At 70.5% G+C, this 23,190-nt stretch carries 16 protein-coding genes and 1 pseudogene; 8 read left to right on the top strand and 9 right to left on the bottom strand.

The window, feature by feature from the left end:
• Window positions 1-118: 118 nt before the first annotated feature.
• On the bottom strand, window positions 119-1,117 hold the full coding sequence (corA, locus tag OHB41_RS12160; RefSeq protein WP_266697921.1) for a magnesium/cobalt transporter CorA: 999 nt from the start codon (window positions 1,115-1,117) through the stop codon (window positions 119-121).
• A 98-nt stretch (window positions 1,118-1,215) separates the two neighbouring features.
• On the opposite strand from corA, the gene OHB41_RS12155 reads away from it, so the two are divergent.
• The 4 genes from OHB41_RS12155 (at window position 1,216) to mshC (ending at window position 5,049) form a co-directional block, all read left to right on the top strand.
• Window positions 1,216-1,902: a histidine phosphatase family protein gene (locus OHB41_RS12155; protein WP_266697920.1), complete on the top strand. Its 687-nt coding sequence runs from the start codon at window positions 1,216-1,218 to the stop codon at window positions 1,900-1,902.
• 121 nt (window positions 1,903-2,023) lie between these two features.
• Entirely contained in the window at window positions 2,024-2,614 is a 591-nt protein-coding gene (locus OHB41_RS12150) for an Rv2134c family protein (protein WP_266697919.1), read from the top strand.
• Window positions 2,578-3,405: an Rv2133c family protein gene (locus OHB41_RS12145; protein ID WP_266697918.1), complete on the top strand. Its 828-nt coding sequence runs from the start codon at window positions 2,578-2,580 to the stop codon at window positions 3,403-3,405. The genes OHB41_RS12150 and OHB41_RS12145 overlap by 37 nt, the downstream gene beginning before the upstream one ends.
• A 414-nt stretch (window positions 3,406-3,819) precedes the next feature.
• The gene (mshC, locus tag OHB41_RS12140; protein ID WP_266697917.1) at window positions 3,820-5,049 is read left to right on the top strand and encodes a cysteine--1-D-myo-inosityl 2-amino-2-deoxy-alpha-D-glucopyranoside ligase; all 1,230 of its coding nucleotides are present in this window, start codon (window positions 3,820-3,822) and stop codon (window positions 5,047-5,049) included.
• A gap of 75 nt (window positions 5,050-5,124) precedes the next feature.
• Here the strand turns inward: mshC and OHB41_RS12135 are convergent, their stop codons facing one another.
• The 8 genes from OHB41_RS12135 to OHB41_RS12100 form a co-directional block, all read right to left on the bottom strand.
• Window positions 5,125-5,733 (bottom strand): hypothetical protein, encoded by a 609-nt coding sequence (locus OHB41_RS12135; protein WP_266697916.1) that lies wholly within the window; start codon window positions 5,731-5,733, stop codon window positions 5,125-5,127.
• Between the two features lie 41 nt (window positions 5,734-5,774).
• A complete protein-coding gene (locus OHB41_RS12130) occupies window positions 5,775-7,523 on the bottom strand; it encodes a S8 family peptidase (RefSeq protein WP_266697915.1) in 1,749 nt (582 codons plus the stop codon).
• 486 nt (window positions 7,524-8,009) lie between these two features.
• Window positions 8,010-9,017, bottom strand: coding sequence for a PAC2 family protein (locus OHB41_RS12125; RefSeq protein WP_266697914.1), 1,008 nt, complete (start codon window positions 9,015-9,017; stop codon window positions 8,010-8,012).
• A gap of 448 nt (window positions 9,018-9,465) precedes the next feature.
• Window positions 9,466-10,137: a FadR/GntR family transcriptional regulator gene (locus OHB41_RS12120; protein WP_266697913.1), complete on the bottom strand. Its 672-nt coding sequence runs from the start codon at window positions 10,135-10,137 to the stop codon at window positions 9,466-9,468.
• A gap of 374 nt (window positions 10,138-10,511) precedes the next feature.
• Window positions 10,512-12,128: a glycerol-3-phosphate dehydrogenase/oxidase gene (locus OHB41_RS12115; RefSeq protein WP_266697912.1), complete on the bottom strand. Its 1,617-nt coding sequence runs from the start codon at window positions 12,126-12,128 to the stop codon at window positions 10,512-10,514.
• Window positions 12,129-12,143: 15 nt separating this feature from the next.
• On the bottom strand, window positions 12,144-13,682 hold the full coding sequence (gene glpK, locus OHB41_RS12110) for a glycerol kinase GlpK (RefSeq protein WP_266697911.1): 1,539 nt from the start codon (window positions 13,680-13,682) through the stop codon (window positions 12,144-12,146).
• Window positions 13,683-13,842: 160 nt separating this feature from the next.
• The gene (locus OHB41_RS12105) at window positions 13,843-14,631 is read right to left on the bottom strand and encodes an MIP/aquaporin family protein (protein WP_266697910.1); all 789 of its coding nucleotides are present in this window, start codon (window positions 14,629-14,631) and stop codon (window positions 13,843-13,845) included.
• A 539-nt stretch (window positions 14,632-15,170) separates the two neighbouring features.
• On the bottom strand, window positions 15,171-15,935 hold the full coding sequence (locus tag OHB41_RS12100) for an IclR family transcriptional regulator (protein ID WP_168527299.1): 765 nt from the start codon (window positions 15,933-15,935) through the stop codon (window positions 15,171-15,173).
• 271 nt (window positions 15,936-16,206) lie between these two features.
• Between OHB41_RS12100 and metH the strand changes: the two genes are divergently transcribed.
• The 4 genes and pseudogenes from metH (at window position 16,207) to OHB41_RS12085 (ending at window position 23,187) form a co-directional block, all read left to right on the top strand.
• Window positions 16,207-19,737 (top strand): methionine synthase, encoded by a 3,531-nt coding sequence (gene metH / locus OHB41_RS12095; RefSeq protein WP_266697908.1) that lies wholly within the window; start codon window positions 16,207-16,209, stop codon window positions 19,735-19,737.
• Between the two features lie 111 nt (window positions 19,738-19,848).
• Window positions 19,849-19,959, top strand: a pseudogene (locus OHB41_RS52025) (hypothetical protein); the annotation flags it as partial.
• A gap of 471 nt (window positions 19,960-20,430) precedes the next feature.
• Window positions 20,431-21,132: an HAD family hydrolase gene (locus OHB41_RS12090; protein ID WP_266697907.1), complete on the top strand. Its 702-nt coding sequence runs from the start codon at window positions 20,431-20,433 to the stop codon at window positions 21,130-21,132.
• Between the two features lie 447 nt (window positions 21,133-21,579).
• On the top strand, window positions 21,580-23,187 hold the full coding sequence (locus OHB41_RS12085) for an ABC transporter substrate-binding protein (protein WP_266697906.1): 1,608 nt from the start codon (window positions 21,580-21,582) through the stop codon (window positions 23,185-23,187).
• The last annotated feature ends 3 nt before the right edge of the window (window positions 23,188-23,190 follow it).

Here is a 23,190-nt window from a genome sequence, read left to right as displayed (position 1 = left end):
CCCGGCCGGCGACCCGGTCGACCCGGCCCACGCGCCTGTTTTCGGGCGTTCCCGCCGCCGGCACGTCGATCGACGGGCGTTCCCGCCGCCGGCACTCCGCCGGTGGGCGAGCCCGTCGCTACAGCCAGCCCCGCCGCTTGAAGAGCCGGTACAGCAGGATCTCCAGTGTGATCATCCCCAGCACCACCGCCGGGTACGACCACAGCCAGTGCAGCTCCGGCATGTGGTCGAAGTTCATGCCGTAGATCCCGGCGATCAGCGTGGGGATCGCGGCCATCGCCGCCCACGCGGAGATCTTCCGCATGTCGTCGTTCTGCCGCACGCTCATCTGCGCGAGATGCGCCGAGAGGATGTCCGAGACCAGCCGGTCCAGACCCTCCACCGACTCGTTCACCCGCGCCAGATGGTCGTTGACGTCCCGGAAGAAGGGCTGCGCCGCGGCGTCCACGAACGGCACCGACGTAGCGGACCCGCCCGTTCCGGAGAGCCGGGTCAGCGGGACGGTCAGCGGGACCGTCGCCCGGCGGAACTCCATGACCTGCCGCTTGAAGGCGTAGATCCTGGACGCGGTGTGCCGGGAGCCCCCGACGGACGGTGAGAAGACCTCCGCCTCCAGTTCCTCCAGATCGGTCCCCAGTTCGGTCGCCACCTCCAGGTAGTGGTCCACCGTCGCGTCGGCGATCGAGTAGAGCACCGCCGTCGGTCCGCGCCGCAGCGACTCGGGGTCCGCCTCCAGACGGCGCCGTACGGCCGCGAGCGGTGAACTCTCGCCGTGCCGGACGGTCACCACGAACGAATCCCCGATGAAGACCATGACCTCGCCCGCGGTGACGACGTCACTCTCCGGCTCGTAACGGACCGGCTTGAGGACCATGAACAGCGAGTCGTCGTAGACCTCCAGCTTGGGCCGCTGGTGCGCCTTCAGCGCGTCCTCGACCGCCAGCGGATGCAGCCCGAACTCGCTGCTGACGAGGTCGAACTCCTGTTCCGTCGGTTCGTTCACACCGATCCAGACGAACGCGTCACCCTCGGCGCGCGCCGTGTCCAGGGCGTCGGAGAGGTCCTCCGGGCCCTCGGACCGGTGCCCATGGCGGTAGATGGCCCAGTCGACGATCACGGAGCGTATTCTCCCCCCGCCTCGGCCGGCGCGCACGCCGACGCCGGTCGTCCACAGGCCCGGACGGGTCCGGGCGTCACCCGTTTACGCTGGTTCGCATGCCCACCCTGATCCTCGTCCGGCACGGACGCTCGACCGCCAACACTGCGGGTCTGCTCGCCGGCTGGACCCCCGGCGTCGCCCTCGACGAGCGCGGGGCCCAGCAGGCCGCGGCGCTGCCCGGGCGGCTCGCCGCGCTGCCGCTCTCCGAAGTCGTCACCAGCCCCCTGCAGCGCTGCCAGGAGACCGTGCAGCCGTTGCTCGACGCCCGGCCCGAGCTGCGCGCGCACACCGACGAGCGCATCGGGGAGGCGCACTACGGCGACTGGTCCGGCCGCAAGCTCGCCGAGCTGAAGGACGAGCCGCTGATGGAGGTCGTCCAGGCGCATCCCTCCGCGGCCGCCTTCCCCGGCGGTGAGTCGATGCGGGCCATGCAGACCCGCGCCGCCGAGGCGGTACGCGAGTGGAACGCGCGCGTGGAGCGCGACCACGGCAGCGACGCCGTCTACCTCATGTGTTCGCACGGCGACATCATCAAGTCGCTCGTCGCCGACGCACTCGGACTTCACCTGGATCTCTTCCAGCGGATTTCTGTGGAACCGTGTTCCATCACCGCGATCCGCTACACACGACTGCGCCCCTTCCTCGTCCGCCTCGGAGACACCGGCGATCTCGCCTCCCTGGCGCCGCGCGAGGAGCCCCCGAGCGGCGACGCCCCGGTCGGGGGCGGTGCGGGCGCACCGTGATCGTCGGCCGCAGTAGGGTGAAGCGGTCGAAGCAGCGCATCAGTTGTCAGCAAGTCGTCAGCAACCGATGCGGGCCGACGCAGTCAGCCGGTCCGCATGCCGAATCCAATGGAGACAGGACGTGTCCCGTCAGGTGTTCCTCTACGACCCCCCGGACCGTTTCGTGGCCGGTACGGTCGGGTTGCCCGGGCGCCGTACCTTCTTCCTGCAGGCCTCCTCGGGCCCCCGCGTGACCAGCGTGGCGCTGGAGAAGACCCAGGTCGCCGCACTCGCCGAACGCATGGACGAACTCCTCGACGAGGTCGTACGGCGCACCGGCGGCATCGCCCCGGTCCCGGCCGTGGCCTCGACCGAGGTGTCCGACACCGCCCCCCTCGACACGCCCGTCGAGGAGGAGTTCCGGGTCGGCACCATGGCGCTGGCCTGGGACGGTGACGAACAGCGCATGATCGTCGAGGCGCAGGCCCTCGTGGAGCTCGACGCCGACTCCGACGAGGACCTCGCCGAGGCCGAGGAACGGCTCCTCCAGGACGAGGAGAACGGTCCGCCGATGCTCCGCGTCCGGCTCACCGGAGTGCAGGCGCGGGCGTTCGCCAAGCGCGCCCTCGACGTCGTCAACGCGGGCCGGCCGCCCTGCCCGCTGTGCAGCCTCCCGCTCGACCCGGAAGGACACGTATGTCCGCGCCAGAACGGATACCGCCGCGGAGCGTGACCACGGCCGAGCTGCTCGCCCAGGGCGAGCTGAAGGTGCGCGGACGGATCCGTGAGGCCTCGAACGCGGTGCTGTACTGCTCCGTCTCGTACGAGGGCCGCGACGTGTTCTGCGTCTACAAACCGGTCGCCGGGGAGCGCCCCCTGTGGGACTTCCCGGACGGCACCCTGGCACAGCGCGAGGTCGCCGCGTACGAGGTCTCCGAGGCGACCGGGTGGGGGCTGGTCCCGACCACCGTGCTGCGCGACGGACCCTACGGCGAGGGCATGTGCCAGCTGTGGGTCGAGGCGTCCCCCGAGGACGACGGGGCCGGTCTGCTCGCCCTGGTGGACGACGAGGAGCCCGCGGAGGGCTGGAAGGCCATCGGCTTCGCCGAGGTGGGCGAGGGCCGTACCGCGCTGCTCGTGCACGCCGACGACACGCGGCTGCGCCGGCTCGCCGTGCTCGACGCGGTGATCAACAACGCCGACCGCAAGGGCGGTCATCTGCTGCCCACCGGTGAGGGGCTGCTGTACGGCATCGACCACGGGGTCACCTTCAACGCGGACAACAAGCTGCGCACGCTGCTGTGGGGCTGGGCCGGGGAGCCGCTGACCCCGGAGGCGGTCGACGTCCTCACCTCGCTGCGGGACGGTCTGGCGCCCAGCGCACCCCTCGCCACCCGGCTGGCCGAACTCATCACCACCGCCGAGATCGACGCCACGCGCGACCGCGTCGAGGCGATGCTCGCGTCGGGGAAGCACCCGGAACCGAGCGGGGAGTGGCCGGCGATTCCCTGGCCTCCGGTCTGAGGCCTCCGGTCCGGGGCCACCGGTCTGAAGGCGACCGGGGCCGAGGTGGGCCACCTGTGTCGGCGCCGCTGGTCTGAAGCCGTGTCAGGCCTGGCTTGGTCGCCGCCGGTGTGAGGAACCCGACGCGGAGGATGCCGCCGGGTGGGTGCGCCCGCCCGGTACGCCTCGCGGCGCCGCTGTCTCTCGGTGCCCCTGGCGCAGACTGGTGCAACGTCACACCGGGCATAGGTGCGTATGAACCGATATGTGCAGGTATGTGGCCATAGCGACTCCGGGGAGACGGGGGCCCGTCGCCCCCATGCCGGCCGGGAAGGGCGCCGATGCACAGTGCGACGCCCCGCACAAGAGGGCCTTCCGAGCCATCAGGCCTGGTCCGGTTCGTATACGGAAGTTCCGTCCGGTTAGGCTCATGACATGCATGCCTGGCCCGCTTCTGAGGTCCCCGCCCTGCCCGGCGAGGGCCGCGACCTCCGGATCCACGACACCGCGACCGGCGGTCTCGTCACACTCGACCCCGGTCCCGTCGCCCGTATCTACGTCTGCGGCATCACGCCGTACGACGCGACCCACATGGGTCACGCGGCGACCTACAACGCGTTCGACCTCGTTCAGCGCGTGTGGCTCGACACCAAGCGGCAGGTTCACTACGTCCAGAACGTGACCGACGTCGACGACCCGCTCCTGGAGCGGGCGGAGCGCGACGGCGTCGACTGGGTGGGACTCGCCGAGCAGGAGACCGCCCTCTTCCGTGAGGACATGACCGCCCTGCGGATGCTTCCGCCGCGGCACTACATAGGCGCCGTCGAGGCCATACCCGGCATCGTGCCGCTCGTCGAGCGGCTGCGGGACGCCGGGGCCGCGTACGAGCTCGAAGGGGACGTGTACTTCTCCGTCGAGGCCGACCCCAACTTCGGCAAAGTGTCCGGCCTGGACGCCGCCGCGATGCGTCTGCTGTCCGCCGAGCGGGGCGGTGACCCGGACCGCCCGGGCAAGAAGAACCCGCTCGACCCGATGCTCTGGATGACCGCGAGGGAGGGTGAGCCCAGCTGGGACGGAGGCTCGCTCGGGCGCGGCCGGCCCGGCTGGCACATCGAGTGCGTGGCCATCGCCCTGGATCACCTGGGGATGGGCTTCGACGTCCAGGGCGGCGGCTCCGACCTCGCCTTCCCGCACCACGAGATGGGCGCCTCGCACGCCCAGGTACTCACCGGCGAGTTCCCTATGGCCAAGGCGTACGTCCACGCCGGCATGGTCGGGCTGCACGGCGAGAAGATGTCGAAGTCGAAGGGCAATCTCGTCTTCGTGTCCGGACTGCGGCGCGACGGGGTCGACCCGGCCGCCATCCGGCTCGCGCTCCTCGCCCACCACTACCGCACCGACTGGGAGTGGACGGACGCCGTCCTCGCGGACGCGGTCGCCCGCCTGGAGAACTGGCGCGCCGCCGTGTCCCGGCCCGACGGACCGCCCGCCGAGGCGCTCGTCGAGGAGATCCGCGACGCCCTGGCGAACGACCTGGACGCGCCGGCCGCGCTCGCCGCGGTGGACCGCTGGGCGTCGCTCCAGCACGAGCGGGGCGGAACGGACGTGGGCGCCACCGGTGTGGTCTCGCGCGCCGTGGACGCCCTGCTGGGTGTTGCCCTGTAACCCGTCGGCTCCGTACACGTGGGGCGCCGGGCGGTGGTGTGCCGCCCGGCGCCCTGTTGTCGTCCGCTCAGACCGTCACTGGTTCACGATGACGGCCTGCACCGTGTTGCTGTTGCCGTCGTAGACACCGACGACCTGCTGCCCGTGCGCGAAGGCCTGCCGGACCGCGTCGTGCGTCACCCGGTCGGGGTTCACCAGGGGACGCCAGGCGTTGTCGATGAACAGGTGGAGGACGGACGGCTGGCCCGGGAGCGGGGTGACCACGTCCCAGAAGTGCTGGGCGGTCCCGCTCACCAGCGCCTGCGAGGCGACGCCGCTCATCGGCACCGGCGGCTGCCCCTGTCCCGGCATCTGCCCGGGCAGTTGTCCCTGCTGCTGCCCGCCGAGCTGCTGAAGCAGCTGCTGGAAGGGCTGCTGCTGCCCGATCTGCTGGAGCTGCTGCCGCAGGTGCTGCGGGACCTGCTGCCCCATCTGCTGAGGCGACATCTGCGGAGGCGTCTGCTGCTGCCCGGGCTGCTGCTGTCCGAACGGGTGCTGTCCGAACGGCTGCTGGGGCTGCTGCCCGAACTGCTGCCAAGGCTGCTGGCTGAAGGGCTGGGGCGGTGCCGTGCTCGGGCCCTGCTGCTGGTCGGGCTGGTTGTGCTGGTGTCCTTGTTGCTGACTCATCTGCGGGGTGGTGCTCATACGGGTGCCACCTTCCGTGAATCGTGGACTGTGCGGGTACGTCAGCCCGTGACCACCAGGCCGACGATCTCGTCGTCCGAGAACCAGACACGTACGTCGGGCCGTCCGCCCGCGAAGGCGGAGTGCACCGCCTGGCGGATCTCGGGGGACGGGTTGTTCAGGGTGCGCCAGTCACCGGCCACGAACAGCCGGAGCCGGGGCGGGAGTTCGCGCGGGTACGGCAGCAGCTCGTCCCAGTACCGTTCGGCCCGGCCCGAGCCGACCGCCTCCGGCAGCAGACGGTTGACCGCGGCCTTGATGTCCGGCCGGCTGCCGATCCGCTGGGAGGCGGGCCGGCCGGGCGCGTCCTGCTGAGGGGAGCCGCTGGCCCGCAGCACCGCGCGGGCGAGCTCCGGGGACATCGGCTGCTGCCCGGCCGTCCTGAGCATGCCCTGCAGCGCGGCCAGCGCCCCGGCGACCACCGGGGAGGCGGAAGAGGTCCCCGAGAACGTGTCCGTGTACCAGCCGATCTCCTCGGCGCCGCCCTGCAGATCGCCCGGCCGGTCCCAGAAGCCGCCGGTGGTCGTGACCTCGCGCCCCCAGCCCTGGGCGTCCACCCGTGCGCCGTAGTTGGAGAACGCCAGACGTGAGCGGTCCGGGCCGTGGTCGCGGCCGTGCGTGCCGGGCGGCGGTGCGCCCGCACCGACCAGTACCGCGCCGGACGACTGCTGGGAGGGGTTGAAGGGGTTGCGCCACCACACGGGGAACTCGGCGGGGCGGCGCTCGTACAACGCGTCGTCGAGCGACTCGGCGCCGTTGCCCGCCGCCGCGACCACCAGGACGCCCTTGGCGGTCGCGTAGCGGATGGCCGCGAAATTGTCCGGCCACCACTCGATCGGGATGTACCCCCGCTGGTCGTCGCGTTGTTCGAAGTCGAACCGCGGCCCGGGCGCGTGCAGTTCGACCAGCAGGAGATCACCGGGACCCAGCCGGTCGGCCGCCGCGTGGATCGCGGCCGCCGTGCCGATGCCCTCGAAGGACGCGGCCGCGGTCACCGCGTCCGGCACGATGCCGGTGACCCCGGACTCGTCGCGGTCGGCGCCGATGACCCCGATGACCGCAGTGCCGTGGTTGCGCCAGGCGAGGTCCGTCATCGGGGTGCCGACGACGACACCGGCCAGCTTCGCCGCCAGGTCCTCGTGGCCGAGCTGCCAGGCCCCCTCCACGTCGATCACCGTCACGCCCCGGCCCGTACCGCCCGGCCGCTGCCAGGCCCAGTACGCGTCGATGCCCTCGGGCGCCGGACGCAGATAGCCCTGACGGCTGGTGAAGTCCGGCGTGACGGGCGCGCCCTCCTTCACCCGCCGGCCGCCGTCGGCGCCCTCCGCGGTGTGCCCGGCGGCCCTGGCCGAGGCGGGAACGGCGCCGGGCTTCACGTACGCCGTGTCGATCTCGGGCAGCGCGGCGATCCGGGAGCGCAGTTCCTGGGCGCGGTTCCCGACGCCGCGCACCCGGTAGAAGAGCGTGAGGTCGGGGCTGCCGTCGCCGCCCGCCGCGGCGGCCTGCCGGATTCGCTCCTCGCCGCCGAACAGCGGCTCCAGTGTGAGCTGTTCGTCACTGAGGAACATGTTGACGGCCGAGACGTCGGCGCCCGCCGCCGAGTGGACGCCTTCGGCCCGGGCGCGCAGCCGGGCCTCGGGGCGGGCGACGACGATCAGCTCCTCTTCGGCCCCTCGATAGGTGAATCCCGCTCCGTCGGGCCCTGGCCCGGTTGTTCCCGGGCCCTGCGCCGACTGTCCCTGGTCGGTCATCGCGTGCCGCTCCCTTCGGTCCCCGCGGGCGCGCTGTCGGGCGCCCGCGGCTGCGCCGCTCGGTCCGTGCGGGTGCTGTGTCGCGGGGAGACGCGGTGTCAGTTCCCGTCTCCGGGCCGCGCCTTCGGGGCACAACCTGGCACGCCCACGGCGGCTCGTCCACCCCGCCTTCGCGAACCGGGTTTGAAAACAAGTTGAATGGGGAAACCTGTGCAATCCGTCCTGAAAGAGATGTCACGCAGGAATCAGGCCAAAGGTTGCGGGACGTGGGTCATGTGCCGTGCGGCCGGGGGAAGTTGACCCCGAGCGGCGTGACCACCACCGTGCGTCCCGGACCGGACCCGTACGTGATGCGGCGCCGCACACCCCCGTCGACGCGGTGCCGGACGTGCGGCGGGGCGGCGCGCCGTGTGCGCACCGCCCCGTCCGTTCGAATCGCCGGGTCGTATCGCCGGTTCGTATCGCCCCCGCGAGCCGTCCGTCCGCTCAGTCCTCCGACGAGTCCTCGTCCCCGCTGCCGCTGTCGGTCTCGGTGTCCGGCTTCGGGGGCTTGGGCGGCTTCGGGCGCGCGCCCGGGTTGTCCCGCAGATAGGACGCGCTGTCACTGCCGTCGGCCGTGGCGTGACCGCCGGGAGCCGGGCCCGCCGGACCCCCGCCGTCCCGTCGCCGCAGATACCGTTCGAACTCGCGCGCGATGGCCTCGCCCGACGCCTCCGGCAGCTCGGCGGTGTCCCGGGCCTCCTCCAGCGTCTGCACGTACTCGGCGACCTCGCTGTCCTCGGCGGCCAGCTGGTCGACGCCCAGCTGCCAGGCCCGCGCGTCCTCGGGCAGCTCGCCCAGCGGGATCCGCAGGTCGATCAGGTCCTCCAGGCGGTTGAGGAGGGCCAGCGTCGCCTTCGGGTTCGGTGGCTGCGAGACGTAGTGCGGTACGGCCGCCCACAGCGAGACCGCCGGTACGCCCGCGTGCGTGCACGCCTCCTGGAGGATGCCGACGATGCCCGTGGGGCCCTCGTACTTGGTCTCCTCCAGGTCCATCGTGCGGGCCAGGTCGGAATCGGAGGTGACCCCGCTGACCGGCACCGGACGGGTGTGCGGGGTGTCGCCGAGCAGTGCGCCCAGGATCACCACCAGTTCCACACCCAGCTCGTGCGCGAAGCCGAGCAGCTCGTTGCAGAACGAGCGCCACCGCATCGACGGCTCGATGCCCCTCACCAGCACGAGGTCGCGCGGCTTCTCGCCGCCGACCCGGACCACCGACAGACGCGTGGTCGGCCAGGTGATCTTGCGCACGCCGCCGTCCAGCCACACCGTGGGGCGGTTCACCTGGAAGTCGTAGTAGTCCTCGGCGTCGAGTGCCGCGAAGACCTCGCCCTTCCACTCCCTGTCCAGGTGCGCGACCGCGGTGGAGGCGGCGTCGCCGGCGTCGTTCCAGCCCTCGAACGCGGCCACCATGACTGGGTCGATCAGCTCGGGAACCCCCTCCAGCTCGATCACCCAGCGCCTCCTTCCGACGTGCCCTCGCGTACGCCCCAACCTTACGGCGTGCCGAGGGTGCCTCCGCAGCCCCCTTGCACAGGGGAGTGAACGGATCACTGCCCCGTTCCTCACCCCGAAACACCCTCGAGTCATCCGAGCTGTCCTTGGTCAACTTCGCCGGTGACCGAGCGCGCCGCCCCGTGGACGGGTGATACGTCCGATGACCGGGGGAGCGGTGCGTACGACGCGCGGACGCTGTCCGCCCGCTTCCGGAACCGGGCGCCCCGGACCTGGGGAAAGAGGCGCGTGGGGCTCGCGGGAAAAGGGCGCCCCGAACCTGCGGGAAAGGGCGGGGCAGCGGTGCGCGGGCCGGGGGCCCGGGCAGGGGGTGCGCCCGCGCCGCCGGCCGGGTCGGCGGCGGATCCGTGTGCCGACCGGACCGGTGGCGGACCCGTGCGGCGGCCGGTCAGAGCGTGCTGCGCAGCCACTGCTCCACACTCGCGATGTGCACCGTCGCCCAGGAGCGGGCCGCCTCCGCGTCACGGTCGCGCAGCGCGGTCAGGATGGCCCGGTGCTCGTGGAGGGTGCGGCTGACCGCGTCCTCCTGGGTCAGACCGCGCCAGATCCGTGCCCGGGTGGTGGGCCCGGACAGGCCGTCCAGCAGGGAGCACAGGACCGAGTTCCCGGAGCTCTGCACGATTCCCCGGTGGAACTCCAGGTCGGCGGCGACGAGTTCCTCCACCGATGGCGCGGCGCCGAGCACGTCCAGTTGGGAGGTCAGCGCGTCCAGCTGCTGCTCGCTGATCCTGGACGTGGCCATCGCGGTCGCCGCGGGCTCCAGGATGCGGCGCACCGCGAGGAATTCCAGCACCGTGTCGTCGCGGTGGAAGTCGACGACGAAACTCAGCGCCTCCAGGAGGAGCTGGGGGTCCAGACTGGTCACGTACGTGCCGTCGCCCTGGCGCACGTCCAGGATGCGGATCAGGGAGAGGGCGCGCACCGCCTCCCGCAGGGAGTTGCGGGACAGGCCGAGGTCCGCGGCGAGCTCGCTCTCCTTGGGAAGCCGGTCGCCGGGGCGCAGCGTGCCGGAGACGATCATGCCCTTGATCTTCTCGATCGCCTCATCGGTGACTGCCATGGCGGACCTCCCTGTCACTCCGGATGTCCCTCAGACCTCCGATGTATCAGGCCATTATGTGGGGTCAGCGGGTTGAACGGACACAGAATCCCTGGCCGGATCGGGCGGGCGCCCCCGGATCGCGGGCCCGAGGGCATCGGCGTACCCCCTCATGGCGGTGAACGTGCGCGAGGCGCCCGGACCCGGGGGCCGGTGGAGGTTCCCTTGTGAAGCCGGCCGTACGGAGGCGTGCCGTGGCCTGCTGTGGGGTGCCGTGGCACGCGGAAGGGGCGGCTCCCCCCGTGGGAGCCGCCCCTTCGGCAGGGTTCGAACTATTCCTCGAACCGCTGGCGCAATGTACGCAATAGGGGAGACCGGTGCGTTCTGGCCACTTCCTACTTCTTGTCGAGCAGGTCCTGCACCTTGGCGCGGATCTCGTCCGTGGCGAGACCACGGATCGTCAGCGTCGTACGGCGGCGCAGCACGTCGTCCGTCGTCTCGGCCCACTCGTGGTCCCGGGCCCACACGACCTGCGCCCAGATCTCGGGGGCGTCCGGGTGGACGCGCTCGCCGAGCGCCGCGTCCTCGTTCGCCAGCCGCGCGATGTCGAAGGCCAGCGAACCGTAGTGCGTCGCGAGGTGCCTGGCGGTGTCGGCGCCCATGCGCGGGCCGGGTGCCGGGCCGTCGACGAGCAGCCGGTGGGCGACCGCCCGCGGGTTGGCGACACCCGGCAGCGGCAGCTTCTTCGGCAGCGCGGAGATCGGCTCGAAGTCCTCGCCCAGCGGGTGGCCCGGCAGCGACTCCAGCTTCTTCATGACCGTACGGCCGATGTGCCGGAACGTGGTCCACTTGCCGCCCGCGACGGACAGCATGCCGCCACGGCCCTCGGTGACGACCGTCTCGCGCTTCGCCTTCGAGGTGTCGCCGGGGCCGCCGGGCAGCACCCGCAGACCGGCGAAGGAGTACGTGATGAGATCACGGGAGAGCTGCTGGTCGCGGATGGAGAACGCGGCCTCGTCGAGGATCTGGGCTATGTCCTTCTCGTTGACCGCGACTTCGCCCGGGTCGCCCTCGTACTCCTCGTCGGTGGTGCCGAGCAGCAGCATGTCCTCCCAGGGGAGGGCGAAGGTGATGCGGTACTTGTCGATCGGGGTCGCGAGCGCGGCCTTCCAGGGGGAGGTGCGCTTGAGGACCAGGTGCGCGCCCTTGGACAGGCGGATGGACGGCGCGGCGTTCGCGTCCTCCATCCGGCGCAGGTGGTCGACCCAGGGGCCGGTGGCGTTGAGGACGAGGCGCGCGTCGACGCCGAACTCGGCACCGTCCGTACGGTCCTTCAGCTCCGCGCCGGTGACCCGTCCCCGGGTGAAGCGCAGACCGGTCACCTCGGCGTGGTTGAGGACGACCGCGCCCGACTCGACGGCGGCGCGGACGGTCATCAGCGCCATCCGGGAGTCGTTCATCTGGTCGTCGCCGTACACCGCGACGGCCTTCAGGTTCTCGGTGCGCAGTTCCGGCACGTCCTGTGCCGCCTTCGACGGGCTCAGCAGGTGCCCCACGCCGTCACCGAACGCGGAGAGCGCCGAGTACGCGAACACGCCGGCTCCGAGCTTCGCCGCGCCGTGCGGCCCGCCCTTGTACACGGGGAGGTAGAACGTGAGCGGGTTCGCCAGGTGAGGAGCCACCTGACGGGAGACCGCACGGCGCTCGAAGTGGTTCTCCGCCACCAGCTTCACCGCGCCGGTCTGCAGGTAGCGCAGACCGCCGTGGAGAAGCTTGGAGGAGGCGGAGGAGGTGGCGCCGGCGAAGTCGCCGGCGTCGACCAGGGCCACCCGCAGACCGGACTGCGCGGCGTGCCAGGCGGTGGAGATGCCCAGGATGCCGCCGCCGATGACGAGGAGGTCGTACGTCGCCTTGGAGAGCTGTTCCCGGGTCTCGGCGCGGCTCGGGTTGGAGCCGGAGGCCGGGTGCGTACCGAGGGCAGGCACGGTCTGCAGGGTGGGCTGGCTGGTCATGCGGGTTCTTGCTCCTCAGTTCTCGTCTTCGATCCAGCCCATGGTCCGCTCGACGGCCTTGAGCCAGCTCTTGTACTCACGGTCGCGGGTGTCCGCGTCCATGTTGGGGGTCCACTCCGCGGCCCGGCGCCAGTTGGCGCGCAGGTCCTCGGTGTTGGACCAGAAGCCGACGGCGAGGCCGGCGGCGTAGGCGGCGCCGAGGCAGGTGGTCTCGGCGACCATCGGGCGCACCACGGGGGCGTCCAGGAAGTCGGCGAGGGTCTGCATCAGCAGGTTGTTGGAGGTCATGCCGCCGTCGACCTTGAGGGCCGTGAGCTCGACGCCGGAGTCCTTCGTCATGGCGTCGGTGATCTCGCGGGTCTGCCAGGCGGTGGCCTCCAGGACGGCGCGCGCGATGTGCGCCTTGGTGACGTACCGGGTCAGACCGGCGATCACACCGCGGGCGTCGGAGCGCCAGTACGGGGCGAACAGGCCGGAGAAGGCCGGTACGAAGTAGGCGCCGCCGTTGTCCTCGACCGACGACGCGAGCGTCTCGATCTCGGCGGCGGACTTGATCAGGCCCATCTGGTCGCGCATCCACTGCACGAGCGAACCGGTGACGGCGATGGAGCCCTCGAGGGCGTACACCGGAGCCTGGTCGCCGATGCGGTAGCCGACGGTGGTCAGCAGGCCCGAGTACGAGTTGATGATCTTGTCGCCGGTGTTCATCAGCATGAACGTGCCGGTGCCGTATGTGGACTTGGCCTCGCCCTCGGAGAAACAGGTCTGGCCGAACAGGGCCGCCTGCTGGTCGCCGAGCGCGGAGGCGACCGGGATGCCGCCGAGCAGCTCGCCGAGCGGGCCTCCGGTGACCTCGCCGTAGACCTCGGCGGAGGAGCGGATCTCGGGGAGCATCGCCAGCGGGACGCCGATGGACTCGGCGATCTTCTCGTCCCACTCGAGGGTGTGCAGGTTCATCAGCATGGTGCGGGAGGCGTTGGTGACGTCGGTCACGTGGTGGCCGCCGTCGACACCGCCCGTCAGGTTCCAGATGACCCAGGTGTCCATCGTGCCGAAGAGGATGTCTCCGGCCTCGGCGCGCTCACGCAGGCCCTCGACGTTGTCGAGCAGCCAGCGGGCCTTGGGGCCGGCGAAGTACGACGCGAGCGGCAGGCCGGTCTCGCGGCGGAAGCGGTCCTGGCCGACGTTGCGGCCGAGCTCCCTGCAGAGCGCGTCGGTGCGGGTGTCCTGCCAGACGATGGCGTTGTGGACGGGCTCGCCGGTGTTCTTGTCCCACAGCAGCGTGGTCTCACGCTGGTTGGTGATGCCGATCGCCTTGATGTCGTCGCGGGTGATGCCGGCCTTCTCGATGGCCCCGGCCACGACTTCCTGGACGTTGGTCCAGATCTCGGTGGCGTCGTGCTCGACCCAGCCCGGCTTCGGGAAGATCTGCTCGTGCTCCTTCTGGTCGACGGAGACGATGCGGCCGTCGCGGTCGAAGACGATGCAGCGGGAAGAGGTGGTGCCCTGGTCGATCGCGGCGATGAACGGGCCGGCGGTGTGTGCGTCGGTCACGGTGTGCTCCTGAAGGTTCCGAATGGAAGGGCGGTGTCTACGTGTTTACGTCGCGCTGCTCTGGAGGTGCGGTAAGCGGTGCTTCGGGCGTGCCTCGAGGCGTTCGGCTCTTCGGCGGTGCTCCTGGGCGGTGTTCCCGAGCGGTGCTTCGGCGATGCTCCTAAGCGAAGGCGACGTTGTAGAGGCCTGCGGCGATCGCGCCGCCGATCAGCGGACCGACGACGGGGACCCAGGCGTAGCTCCAGTCGGAACCACCCTTGTTCGGCAGGGGGAGCAGGGCGTGCACGATGCGCGGACCGAGGTCACGGGCCGGGTTGATCGCGTAGCCGGTGGGGCCACCGAGGGAGAGACCGATGGCGACGACCACGAGCGCGGTGATCAGGGCGCCGAGGGGGCCGAGGCCGTTGCCCTTGTCGTTCAGACCCTGGGTGAGGACCGCGAGCACCAGCACGACGGTGCCGATGATCTCCGTGGCGAGGTTCTGCACCGCGTGGCGGATCTCGGGACCGGTGGAGAAGATGCCGAGCACCGGGCCGGCGGCCGGCTCCTCGGCCTCGACGGCCTTGGAGGCCCCCTCCTCGGCCGCGCCGACGATCTCGGGGTCGGTCAGGTGCGCACGGAACTGTCCGTAGTACACGACCCAGACCAGCGTGGCACCGATCATGGCGCCCAGCAACTGGCCGCCCCAGTACACCGGCAGGTTGTTCCAGCCGCCGTCCTTGATGGTGAGCGCCAGCGTCACGGCCGGGTTCAGGTGCGCGCCCGACAGCGGCGCGGAGGTGTAGACGGCCGTGAGGACTGCGAAACCCCACCCGAAGGCGATGGCGAGCCAGCCGGCGTTACGGGCCTTCGAGGCCTTCAGCGTGACGGCGGCGCAGACGCCACCACCGAGCAGGATGAGTATGGCGGTACCTATGGTCTCGCCGATGAAGATGTCGGAGCTGGACACCCGCGACTCCTTTGTCCTTCGTCCAGGGGAAGCCGAACCCCGGGTCCCTCCGGTGGTTCGCGCCCTCGGGGGTGAGAGCGATGACGGCCGCTGGCACTGCCACACCCTAACGCTTTTGTCGTCAGGTGTTCGACAATGTCGACCGATGGACGGGAGTCTTGCTCCGGTGTTACCAGCTCGTCAAGGGTTCCGTTATCGAAAACACGATCGTTATTGATTGCTGTGAGCTATCGATCTTCGAGCGGGAGCGCATCGCACGCGAACGGGTACGTCGCGTGTGCGCGGCGCACGTTCCGCATGCGTTCGGGGCACGTTCCGTGGAGGTGCGGGGCACGTTTCGGCGGGGTGCCCGGAACGTGCCGCGGGGTGCGGGGCGTCAGCACCGGGGCACGTTCCTCGTGGGCGCGCGCGACCGTGCGAAAGGCCGGTACGTCGGCGACGTACCGGCCCGATGGTTCAGGGGAACGCGCGGGAGGGCGCACGGGAACGCGCGAGCCACCGCGCGCGGGTGCCCGCGTGCCGCCGCCGGCGGGCGGGCGTCAGAACCGCCCGGCCCCCAGGTCCCGCGACACCGCGCGGGCGCAGTCGCGCACCGCCGCGATCAGCTCGGGGCGCAGCTCCCCGTCCTTGCAGACCCGCTCGACGGCGCCGGTGATGCCCACCGCGCCGACCGGCATGCGCCGCCGGTTGTGGATCGGGGCCGCGACCGAGGCGACGCCCGTCCAGGTCTCCTCGACGTCGTCCGCGTAGCCGCGTGCCCGGGTCAGGTCGAGAACCCCCTCGAACTGCTCCAGCGCGCTGACCGTCCGGGCCGTGAACTCGTTGCGCTCGGCCTCCAGGACCTCGCTGTGCGCCACCGGGTCGTACGCCGACAGGACCTTGCCCAGTGCTGTGGAGTGCAGCGGCTGCATGGCCCCGACCTCCAGCACCTGGCGGCTGTCGTCGGGCCGGAACACGTGGTGCACGATCAGCACCCCCTGTTGGTGCAGGACCCCCAGGTAGACGCTCTCCCCGCTGGAACGGGCCAGGTCGTCGGTCCACACCAGCGCCCGCGCCCGCAGTTCGTGCACGTCCAGGTAGGTGGTCCCGAGGCGCAGCAGTTCGGCGCCGAGCTGGTAGCGCCCGGAGACGGTGTCCTGCTCGACGAAGCCCTCCTGCTGAAGGGTGCGCAGTATGCCGTGGGCCGTACCTTTGGCCAGGCCCAGCGACGAGGCGATGTCGGACAGGCCGAGCTGTCGCTCGCCGCCCGCGAGCAGGCGCAGCATCGCCGCCGCCCGTTCGAGCGACTGGATGTTCCGTGCCATCGCCGTGCTGCCTCCGTTCCCCTTGGGCCGTCGGCGGGCCCCTGCGCTGCCGCCGTTCGGCAATGTCGAACACTACCGGTCGTCGACGAGCTCCCGCTAATAGGTGGTCGCAAGATGTCGCGTCTGTCTTAACACCCCGGTCGCCTTCGCCACGTGCGTCCGTCCCCTGGACGCCACTGACCCTCCGGTGGTGCTCCGGGCTACCCTGACGGCGTGCGCCTTCCATGGGAAGCGCAAAGCCGACAGCCGTCGCACTCCAGGGAGCACCTTCATGGCTTCGTTGCCGAACCCGTCCCCTCCGTCCGAGCTCGCCGAGAACCGGACCCGTATCGCCGCACTGCGCGAGGCCCTCGCGGACCGTGTCGTGGTGGCCGACGGCGCGATGGGCACGATGCTGCAGGCTCAGGACCCGACACTGGAGGACTTCGAGAACCTCGAAGGCTGCAACGAGATCCTGAACCTCACCCGGCCCGACATCGTCCGTTCGGTCCACACAGCCTATTTCGATGTGGGCGTCGACTGCGTCGAGACGAACACCTTCGGGGCGAACCACTCGGCCATGGCCGAGTACGACATCGCCGACCGTGTCCTCGAACTGTCCGAGGCGGGAGCCCGGCTGGCCCGCGAGGTCGCGGACGACTTCGCCGCCCGCGACGGCCGCCGGCGCTGGGTCCTCGGCTCCATCGGCCCCGGCACGAAGCTGCCGACCCTCGGCCACGTCGCCTACGGCACACTGCGCGACGGCTTCCAGGCGAACGCGGAGGGACTGATCGCGGGCGGCGCCGACGCCCTGATCGTCGAGACCACCCAGGACCTGCTGCAGACCAAGGCCTCCCTGCTGGGCGCCCGCCGCGCCATGGAGGCGCTGGGACTCGACCTGCCGCTGCTGTGCTCGATGGCGTTCGAGACGACCGGCACGATGCTGCTCGGCTCCGAGATCGGCGCCGCGCTCACCGCGCTGGAGCCGCTCGGCATCGACATGATCGGCCTGAACTGCTCGACCGGCCCCGCCGAGATGAGCGAACACCTGCGCTACCTCACCCGGCACTCCCGCATCCCGCTGCTCTGTATGCCGAACGCGGGTCTGCCGGTCCTGACCAAGGACGGCGCGCACTTCCCGCTCGGGCCCGAGGGTCTGGCCGACGCGCAGGAGAACTTCGTCCGCGACTACGGCCTGTCCCTGGTCGGCGGCTGCTGCGGTACGACGCCCGAGCACCTGCGTCAGCTCGTCGAGCGGGTACGGGGGGTCGAGCCCACCGGACGTCACCCGCAGCCCGAACCCGGCGCCGCCTCGCTCTACCAGACCGTGCCGTTCCGCCAGGACACCGCGTACATGGCGATCGGCGAGCGCACCAACGCCAACGGTTCGAAGAAGTTCCGTGAGGCGATGCTCGCGGGACGCTGGGACGACTGCGTGGAGATGGCCCGCGACCAGATCCGCGAGGGCGCCCACATGCTCGACCTCTGCGTCGACTACGTCGGCCGGGACGGCGTCGCGGACATGGAGGAGCTCGCCGGACGTTTCGCCACCGCCTCGACGCTGCCGATCGTCCTCGACTCGACCGAGGTCGAGGTCATCCGCGCCGGCCTGGAGAAGCTCGGCGGCCGGGCCGTCATCAACTCCGTCAACTACGAGGACGGCGACGGTCCCGAGTCGCGCTTCGCGAAGGTGACCCGGCTCGCCCGGGAGCACGGCGCCGCGCTGATCGCGCTGACCATCGACGAGGAGGGCCAGGCCCGCACCGTCGAGACCAAGGTCGCCATCGCCGAACGGCTGATCGAGGACCTGACGGCGAACTGGGGCATCCACGAGTCGGACATCCTCATCGACACCCTGACCTTCACCATCTGCACCGGCCAGGAGGAGTCCCGCAAGGACGGCATCGCGACGATCGAGGCGATCCGCGAGCTGAAGCGCCGCCGCCCCGACGTCCAGACCACGCTGGGCCTTTCGAACATCTCCTTCGGCCTCAACCCGGCCGCCCGCGTCCTGCTCAACTCGGTCTTCCTCGACGAGTGCGTCAAGGCGGGCCTCGACTCCGCGATCGTGCACGCGAGCAAGATCCTGCCCATCGCACGCTTCGACGACGAACAGGTCACCACCGCCCTCGACCTCATCTACGACCGGCGCGCCGAGGGATACGACCCGCTGCAGAAGCTGATGGCGCTGTTCGAGGGCGCCACCACCAAGTCGCTGAAGGCGGGCAGGGCCGAGGAGCTCGCCGCGCTGCCCCTGGACGAACGGCTCAAGCGGCGCATCATCGACGGCGAGAAGAACGGACTGGAGGACGACCTCGCCGAGGCCCTCCAGGACCGCCCCGCCCTCGACATCGTCAACGAGACGCTGCTCGACGGCATGAAGGTGGTCGGCGAACTGTTCGGCTCCGGCCAGATGCAACTGCCGTTCGTGCTCCAGTCCGCCGAGGTCATGAAGTCCGCGGTGGCCTTCCTCGAACCGCACATGGAGAAGTCGGACGCCGAGGGCAAGGGCACCATCGTCCTGGCCACCGTTCGCGGAGACGTCCACGACATCGGCAAGAACCTCGTCGACATCATCCTGTCCAACAACGGCTACAACGTCGTCAACCTCGGCATCAAGCAGCCGGTCTCCGCGATCCTGGACGCCGCCGAGGAGCACCGGGCCGACGTCATCGGCATGTCCGGCCTGCTGGTCAAGTCCACGGTGATCATGAAGGAGAACCTGGAGGAGCTCAACCAGCGCGGCCTGTCCGCCGACTACCCGGTCATCCTCGGCGGCGCGGCCCTGACCAGGGCATACGTCGAACAGGACCTGTACGAGATCTACGAGGGCGAGGTCCGCTACGCCCGCGACGCGTTCGAGGGCCTGCGCCTGATGGACGCGCTGATCGGGGTCAAGCGGGGCGTGCCCGGCGCCGTGCTGCCGGAACTGAAGCAGCGCCGGGTGCGGGCCGCCGCCCCGCAGACCGTTATTGAGGAGCGCCCGGAGGAGGGGCACATCCGCTCCGACATCGCCGTCGACAACCCCGTGCCCACTCCGCCGTTCTGGGGCACCCGTGTCATCAAGGGCATCCAGCTCAAGGAGTACGCGTCCTGGCTGGACGAGGGCGCGCTGTTCAAGGGCCAGTGGGGTCTCAAGCAGGCCCGTACGGGCGAGGGACCGACGTACGAGGAGCTCGTCGAGACCGAGGGCCGGCCCCGGCTGCGCGGGCTGCTGGACAAGCTGCAGACCGACAACCTGCTCGAAGCGGCCGTCGTCTACGGCTACTTCCCGTGCGTGTCCAAGGACGACGACCTGATCCTGCTGGACGAGCAGGGCAACGAGCGGACCCGGTTCACCTTCCCGCGCCAGCGCCGCGGACGGCGGCTGTGCCTGGCCGACTTCTTCCGTCCCGAGGAGTCCGGCGAGACGGATGTCGTCGGCCTCCAGGTCGTCACCGTCGGTTCCCGGATCGGCGAGGAGACCGCCAAGCTCTTCGAGTCGAACTCCTACCGCGACTACCTCGAACTGCACGGCTTGTCCGTGCAGTTGGCGGAGGCGCTCGCCGAGTACTGGCACGCCCGCGTCCGTTCGGAGCTCGGCTTCGCGGGGGAGGACCCGGCGGCCGTAGAGGACATGTTCGCCCTCAAGTACCGGGGCGCCCGGTTCTCCCTCGGCTACGGCGCCTGCCCCGACCTGGAGGACCGCGCGAAGATCGCCGAGCTGCTCGAGCCCGAGCGCATCGGTGTCCACCTCTCCGAGGAGTTCCAGCTGCACCCCGAGCAGTCCACGGACGCCATCGTGATCCACCATCCCGAGGCGAAGTACTTCAACGCGCGCTAGTCATCTGAGTCAGGAACTCTGTTCAGATGTGCAGGCCTGCGGTATGGCGCGGACGGGGCGGCCGAAGGCCGAGTTGACGTTGTCGGACGAGGAGCGGGCTGCGCTCGAGGGGTGGGTGCGGCGCCGTTCCACGCCGCAGGCGTGGGCCCTGGGTGTCGGATCATCCTGGCCTGCGCCGACGGCGCTTCGAACAAAGACGTGGCGGCTCGACTCGGCTCGACTCCCCATGCGGTGGGCCGCTGGCGAGCGCGGTTCGTGCGGTACCGGATCGCCGGTCTGGGTGACATGCCGCGTCCGGTGCGTGCTGTCGGTGCGACGGGCACGGCACTGGAACCGGCACTCGGCGCTGTGTCCGGTGCGGCGAGTGGGGGCACCTCCCACGCCCTTGAGGCAGTGGGGGAGCGTGCCGGACGCCGGGAGGCGGGCGCGACGTCGCGGACACGCCCCAGTGCCGTGCCAGGCACCGTGCGCCCCGTGGCGCAGACGGTGCCCGCCGCGGCACCACGGGGTGCCGGTCCCTTCGTGCCGTCCGTCCGGCGGAAACGCCGGACGGACGCCGCGCCACGCGCCGCGCGGGTGTCGGGAGGCACTCCGGCCACGGGCGACGTACACTGGTCGGTCCACCGCAGGCCGGTCGCCCTTCGCTCTTCGAAGGGTGACCGGCCTGATCGTCCCCCAAGGAGGTGCGCCAGGATGACCAGCACGGTCCCCGCGCTCGGTACCCGTACGGCCGAAGGCTCCGCACTGCAAGCCGTACTCCTCGACATGGACGGCACCCTGGTGGACACCGAGGGCTTCTGGTGGGACGTCGAGGTCGAGATCTTCAGGACTCTCGGGCACACCCTCGACGACTCCTGGCGCCAGGTGGTCGTCGGCGGCCCCATGACCCGCAGCGCCAACTTCCTGATCGAGGCCACCGGAGCCGACATCGCCTTCGACGAGCTCTCGGTGCTGCTGAACGACGGCTTCGAGCGACGTATCGGCGTGGCCCTGCCGCTGATGCCGGGCGCGTCCCGGCTCCTCGCGGAGCTCGCGGCGCACGAGATTCCCACCGCCCTGGTCTCCGCCTCGCACCGGCGCATCATCGACCGGATCCTGGCCTCGCTCGGACCCCAGTACTTCACGCTGACCGTCGCGGGCGACGAGGTGGAGCGGACGAAGCCGTTCCCCGACCCGTATCTGCTGGCGGCCGCCGGTCTCGGTGCGGATCCGGCCAGATGCGCGGTCATCGAGGACACCGCCACCGGCGTCGCGGCCGCGGAGGCCGCGGGCTGCCAGGTGGTTGCCGTACCCTCGATCGCGCCCATCGCCCCCGCGGCCGGGCGCACGGTCGTGACCTCGCTGGAAGAGGTCGACCTGGCCTTTCTCCGCGGCCTGATGACGGAAATGCGCTAGTCGTTCACCCAGCGTGCGTATCCGAATGCTCGGATTGCCGTGGGGTATCCGCGGGTAAGCGGAACGAAGTCGTCGTGGGGTAATTCGATCTGCGGACGGATGGCCGAATTCCGGTACGCCCGGGCCAAGTTGACCGTGTGATGTTCGTCACATGACAGGGGGTCGACAGGGAACCCGGCATGTGCCGTTGTCCCCTTTTCGGGCGTGATCGGGACGTCCTTGTGTCCCGATTGGTGGAACGCTGCACGAATCCTTCCGCTGTTGGGTTATCGGTGCGTCCACGCCCGGTTTCGCAGCGTGATGGGAACTCAACTCCGGTCTCTGGGGGCTGTCCTGGCGGTGCGGACTAATGTCATCGCGAGAACCTCGCCATAACCCCCGTGACTCGCCCGCACCACCCCTTGTATGGCGTGTGCACGGACACGACAGCTCTGGAGAAACTCGAGCATGAACCGCAAGACTTTGGTGCTGCCGGCCGTTGTGGGCCTGCTCGCCCCGGTGCTCGCCGCGTGTGGCGGTTCCGACAGCGGGGGCAACGGCGGCGACGCGATCGTCGTCGGCACCACGGACCGGTTCACCGCATCGAAGGATGCCCCGGCTCCTCTCGACCCGGCGTACGCGTACGACGTCGGTACCTGGAACATCCTGCGTCAGACGGTGCAGACGCTGATGGTCCAGCCGCGCGGTGACGGCGACCCCCAGCCCGAGGCGGCCGAGAGCTGTGGTTTCACCGACTCCGGCAACGAGCGCTACGCCTGCAAGCTGCGCGAGGGCCTGAAGTTCGCGACCGGTGACCCGATCACCGCCAAGGACGTGAAGTTCTCGATCGACCGCGCGATGGCGATCAAGGCCGACAGCGGTGTGTTCGCGCTGCTGTCCACCGTCGACACCGTCGAGGCCCAGGGCGACCGCGAGGTGATCTTCCACCTCAAGACCGCGGACGCGACCTTCCCGTTCAAGCTGTCGACCCCGGTCGCCGGCATCGTGAACCCCAAGGACTACGACAAGGGCAAGCTGCGCGACGGTTTCCAGGTCGACGGCTCCGGCCCGTACACCCTCGAGGCCGATGTCAAGAACGACGCGGCGGTCAAGGTCGTCTTCACCAAGAACCCGAACTACAAGGGTCTGTTGAAGCCGAAGAACAACAAGGTCGAGATGCGGTCCTTCGACAGCGCCGACGCCATGGGCGCCGCGCTCAACAAGGGCGACATCGACCTGATGACCCGCTCGATGACGCCGGCCCAGATCCAGAAGCTCGGCAACCTCGGCACGGACAGCAACATCGATCTCGTCGAGATGCCCGGCCTCGAGATCCGCTACCTCGGCTTCAACACCGACGACCCGTCGGTGAAGAGCAAGGCCGTCCGACAGGCGATGGCCGAGGTCGTCAACCGCGGCGACCTCGTCGCCAAGGTGTACGGCTCCCAGGCCGAGCCGCTGTACTCGCTCGTCCCGGCCACCATCACCGGCCACTCGAACTCGTTCTTCAACAAGTACGGCGACCCGAGCGTGGCCAAGGCCACCACGACGCTGTCCAAGGCCGGCATCACCACGCCGGTGAAGCTCACCCTGCACTACACGACCGACCACTACGGTACGGTCACCAAGCAGGAGTTCGAGGTGCTGAAGCAGCAGCTCAACACCACCGGCCTGTTCCAGGTCGACATCAAGGGCACGCCCTGGGACACGTTCCGCCCGGCCGAGCAGAAGGGCGCGTACCAGGTCTACGGCATGGGTTGGTTCCCCGACTTCCCGGACGCCGACAACTACCTGGCGCCGTTCCTCGACAAGGACAACACCCTCGGCTCCCCGTACGTGAACACCCGGATCCGCGGCACGCTGATCCCGGACTCGCGTCGCGAGGCCGACCGCCTCACCGCGTCGAAGAGCCTCACGGACATCCAGAACATAGTGGCCGATGACGTGCCGATCCTGCCGCTGTGGCAGGGTAAGCAGTACATCGCCGCGCGGGACGACATCACGGGCGCCGAGTGGGCCCTCAACTCCTCCTCGACGCTGCAGCTGTGGGAGCTCGGTCGCGGCGTGGGCAGCTGATCG

The organism is Streptomyces sp. NBC_01571 (assembly GCF_026339875.1).
Taxonomy (GTDB): Bacteria; Actinomycetota; Actinomycetes; order Streptomycetales; family Streptomycetaceae; genus Streptomyces.
Note: the sequence above shows the minus strand (reverse complement) of the source record. Positions and strands in the feature narration are given on the sequence as shown.

What these genes read in the sequence shown, in the direction of transcription:
- OHB41_RS12155 (WP_266697920.1), top strand. Translation starts at nt 1,216, where the DNA reads ATGCCCACCCTGATCCTCGTCCGGCACGGACGCTCGACCGCCAACACT.
- OHB41_RS12145 (WP_266697918.1), top strand. Translation starts at nt 2,578, where the DNA reads ATGTCCGCGCCAGAACGGATACCGCCGCGGAGCGTGACCACGGCCGAG.
- mshC (WP_266697917.1), top strand. Translation starts at nt 3,820, where the DNA reads ATGCATGCCTGGCCCGCTTCTGAGGTCCCCGCCCTGCCCGGCGAGGGC.
- OHB41_RS12135 (WP_266697916.1), bottom strand. Translation starts at nt 5,733, where the DNA reads ATGAGCACCACCCCGCAGATGAGTCAGCAACAAGGACACCAGCACAAC.
- OHB41_RS12130 (WP_266697915.1), bottom strand. Translation starts at nt 7,523, where the DNA reads ATGACCGACCAGGGACAGTCGGCGCAGGGCCCGGGAACAACCGGGCCA.
- OHB41_RS12120 (WP_266697913.1), bottom strand. Translation starts at nt 10,137, where the DNA reads ATGGCAGTCACCGATGAGGCGATCGAGAAGATCAAGGGCATGATCGTC.
- OHB41_RS12115 (WP_266697912.1), bottom strand. Translation starts at nt 12,128, where the DNA reads ATGACCAGCCAGCCCACCCTGCAGACCGTGCCTGCCCTCGGTACGCAC.
- OHB41_RS12100 (WP_168527299.1), bottom strand. Translation starts at nt 15,935, where the DNA reads ATGGCACGGAACATCCAGTCGCTCGAACGGGCGGCGGCGATGCTGCGC.
- metH (WP_266697908.1), top strand. Translation starts at nt 16,207, where the DNA reads ATGGCTTCGTTGCCGAACCCGTCCCCTCCGTCCGAGCTCGCCGAGAAC.
- OHB41_RS12090 (WP_266697907.1), top strand. Translation starts at nt 20,431, where the DNA reads ATGACCAGCACGGTCCCCGCGCTCGGTACCCGTACGGCCGAAGGCTCC.
- OHB41_RS12085 (WP_266697906.1), top strand. Translation starts at nt 21,580, where the DNA reads ATGAACCGCAAGACTTTGGTGCTGCCGGCCGTTGTGGGCCTGCTCGCC.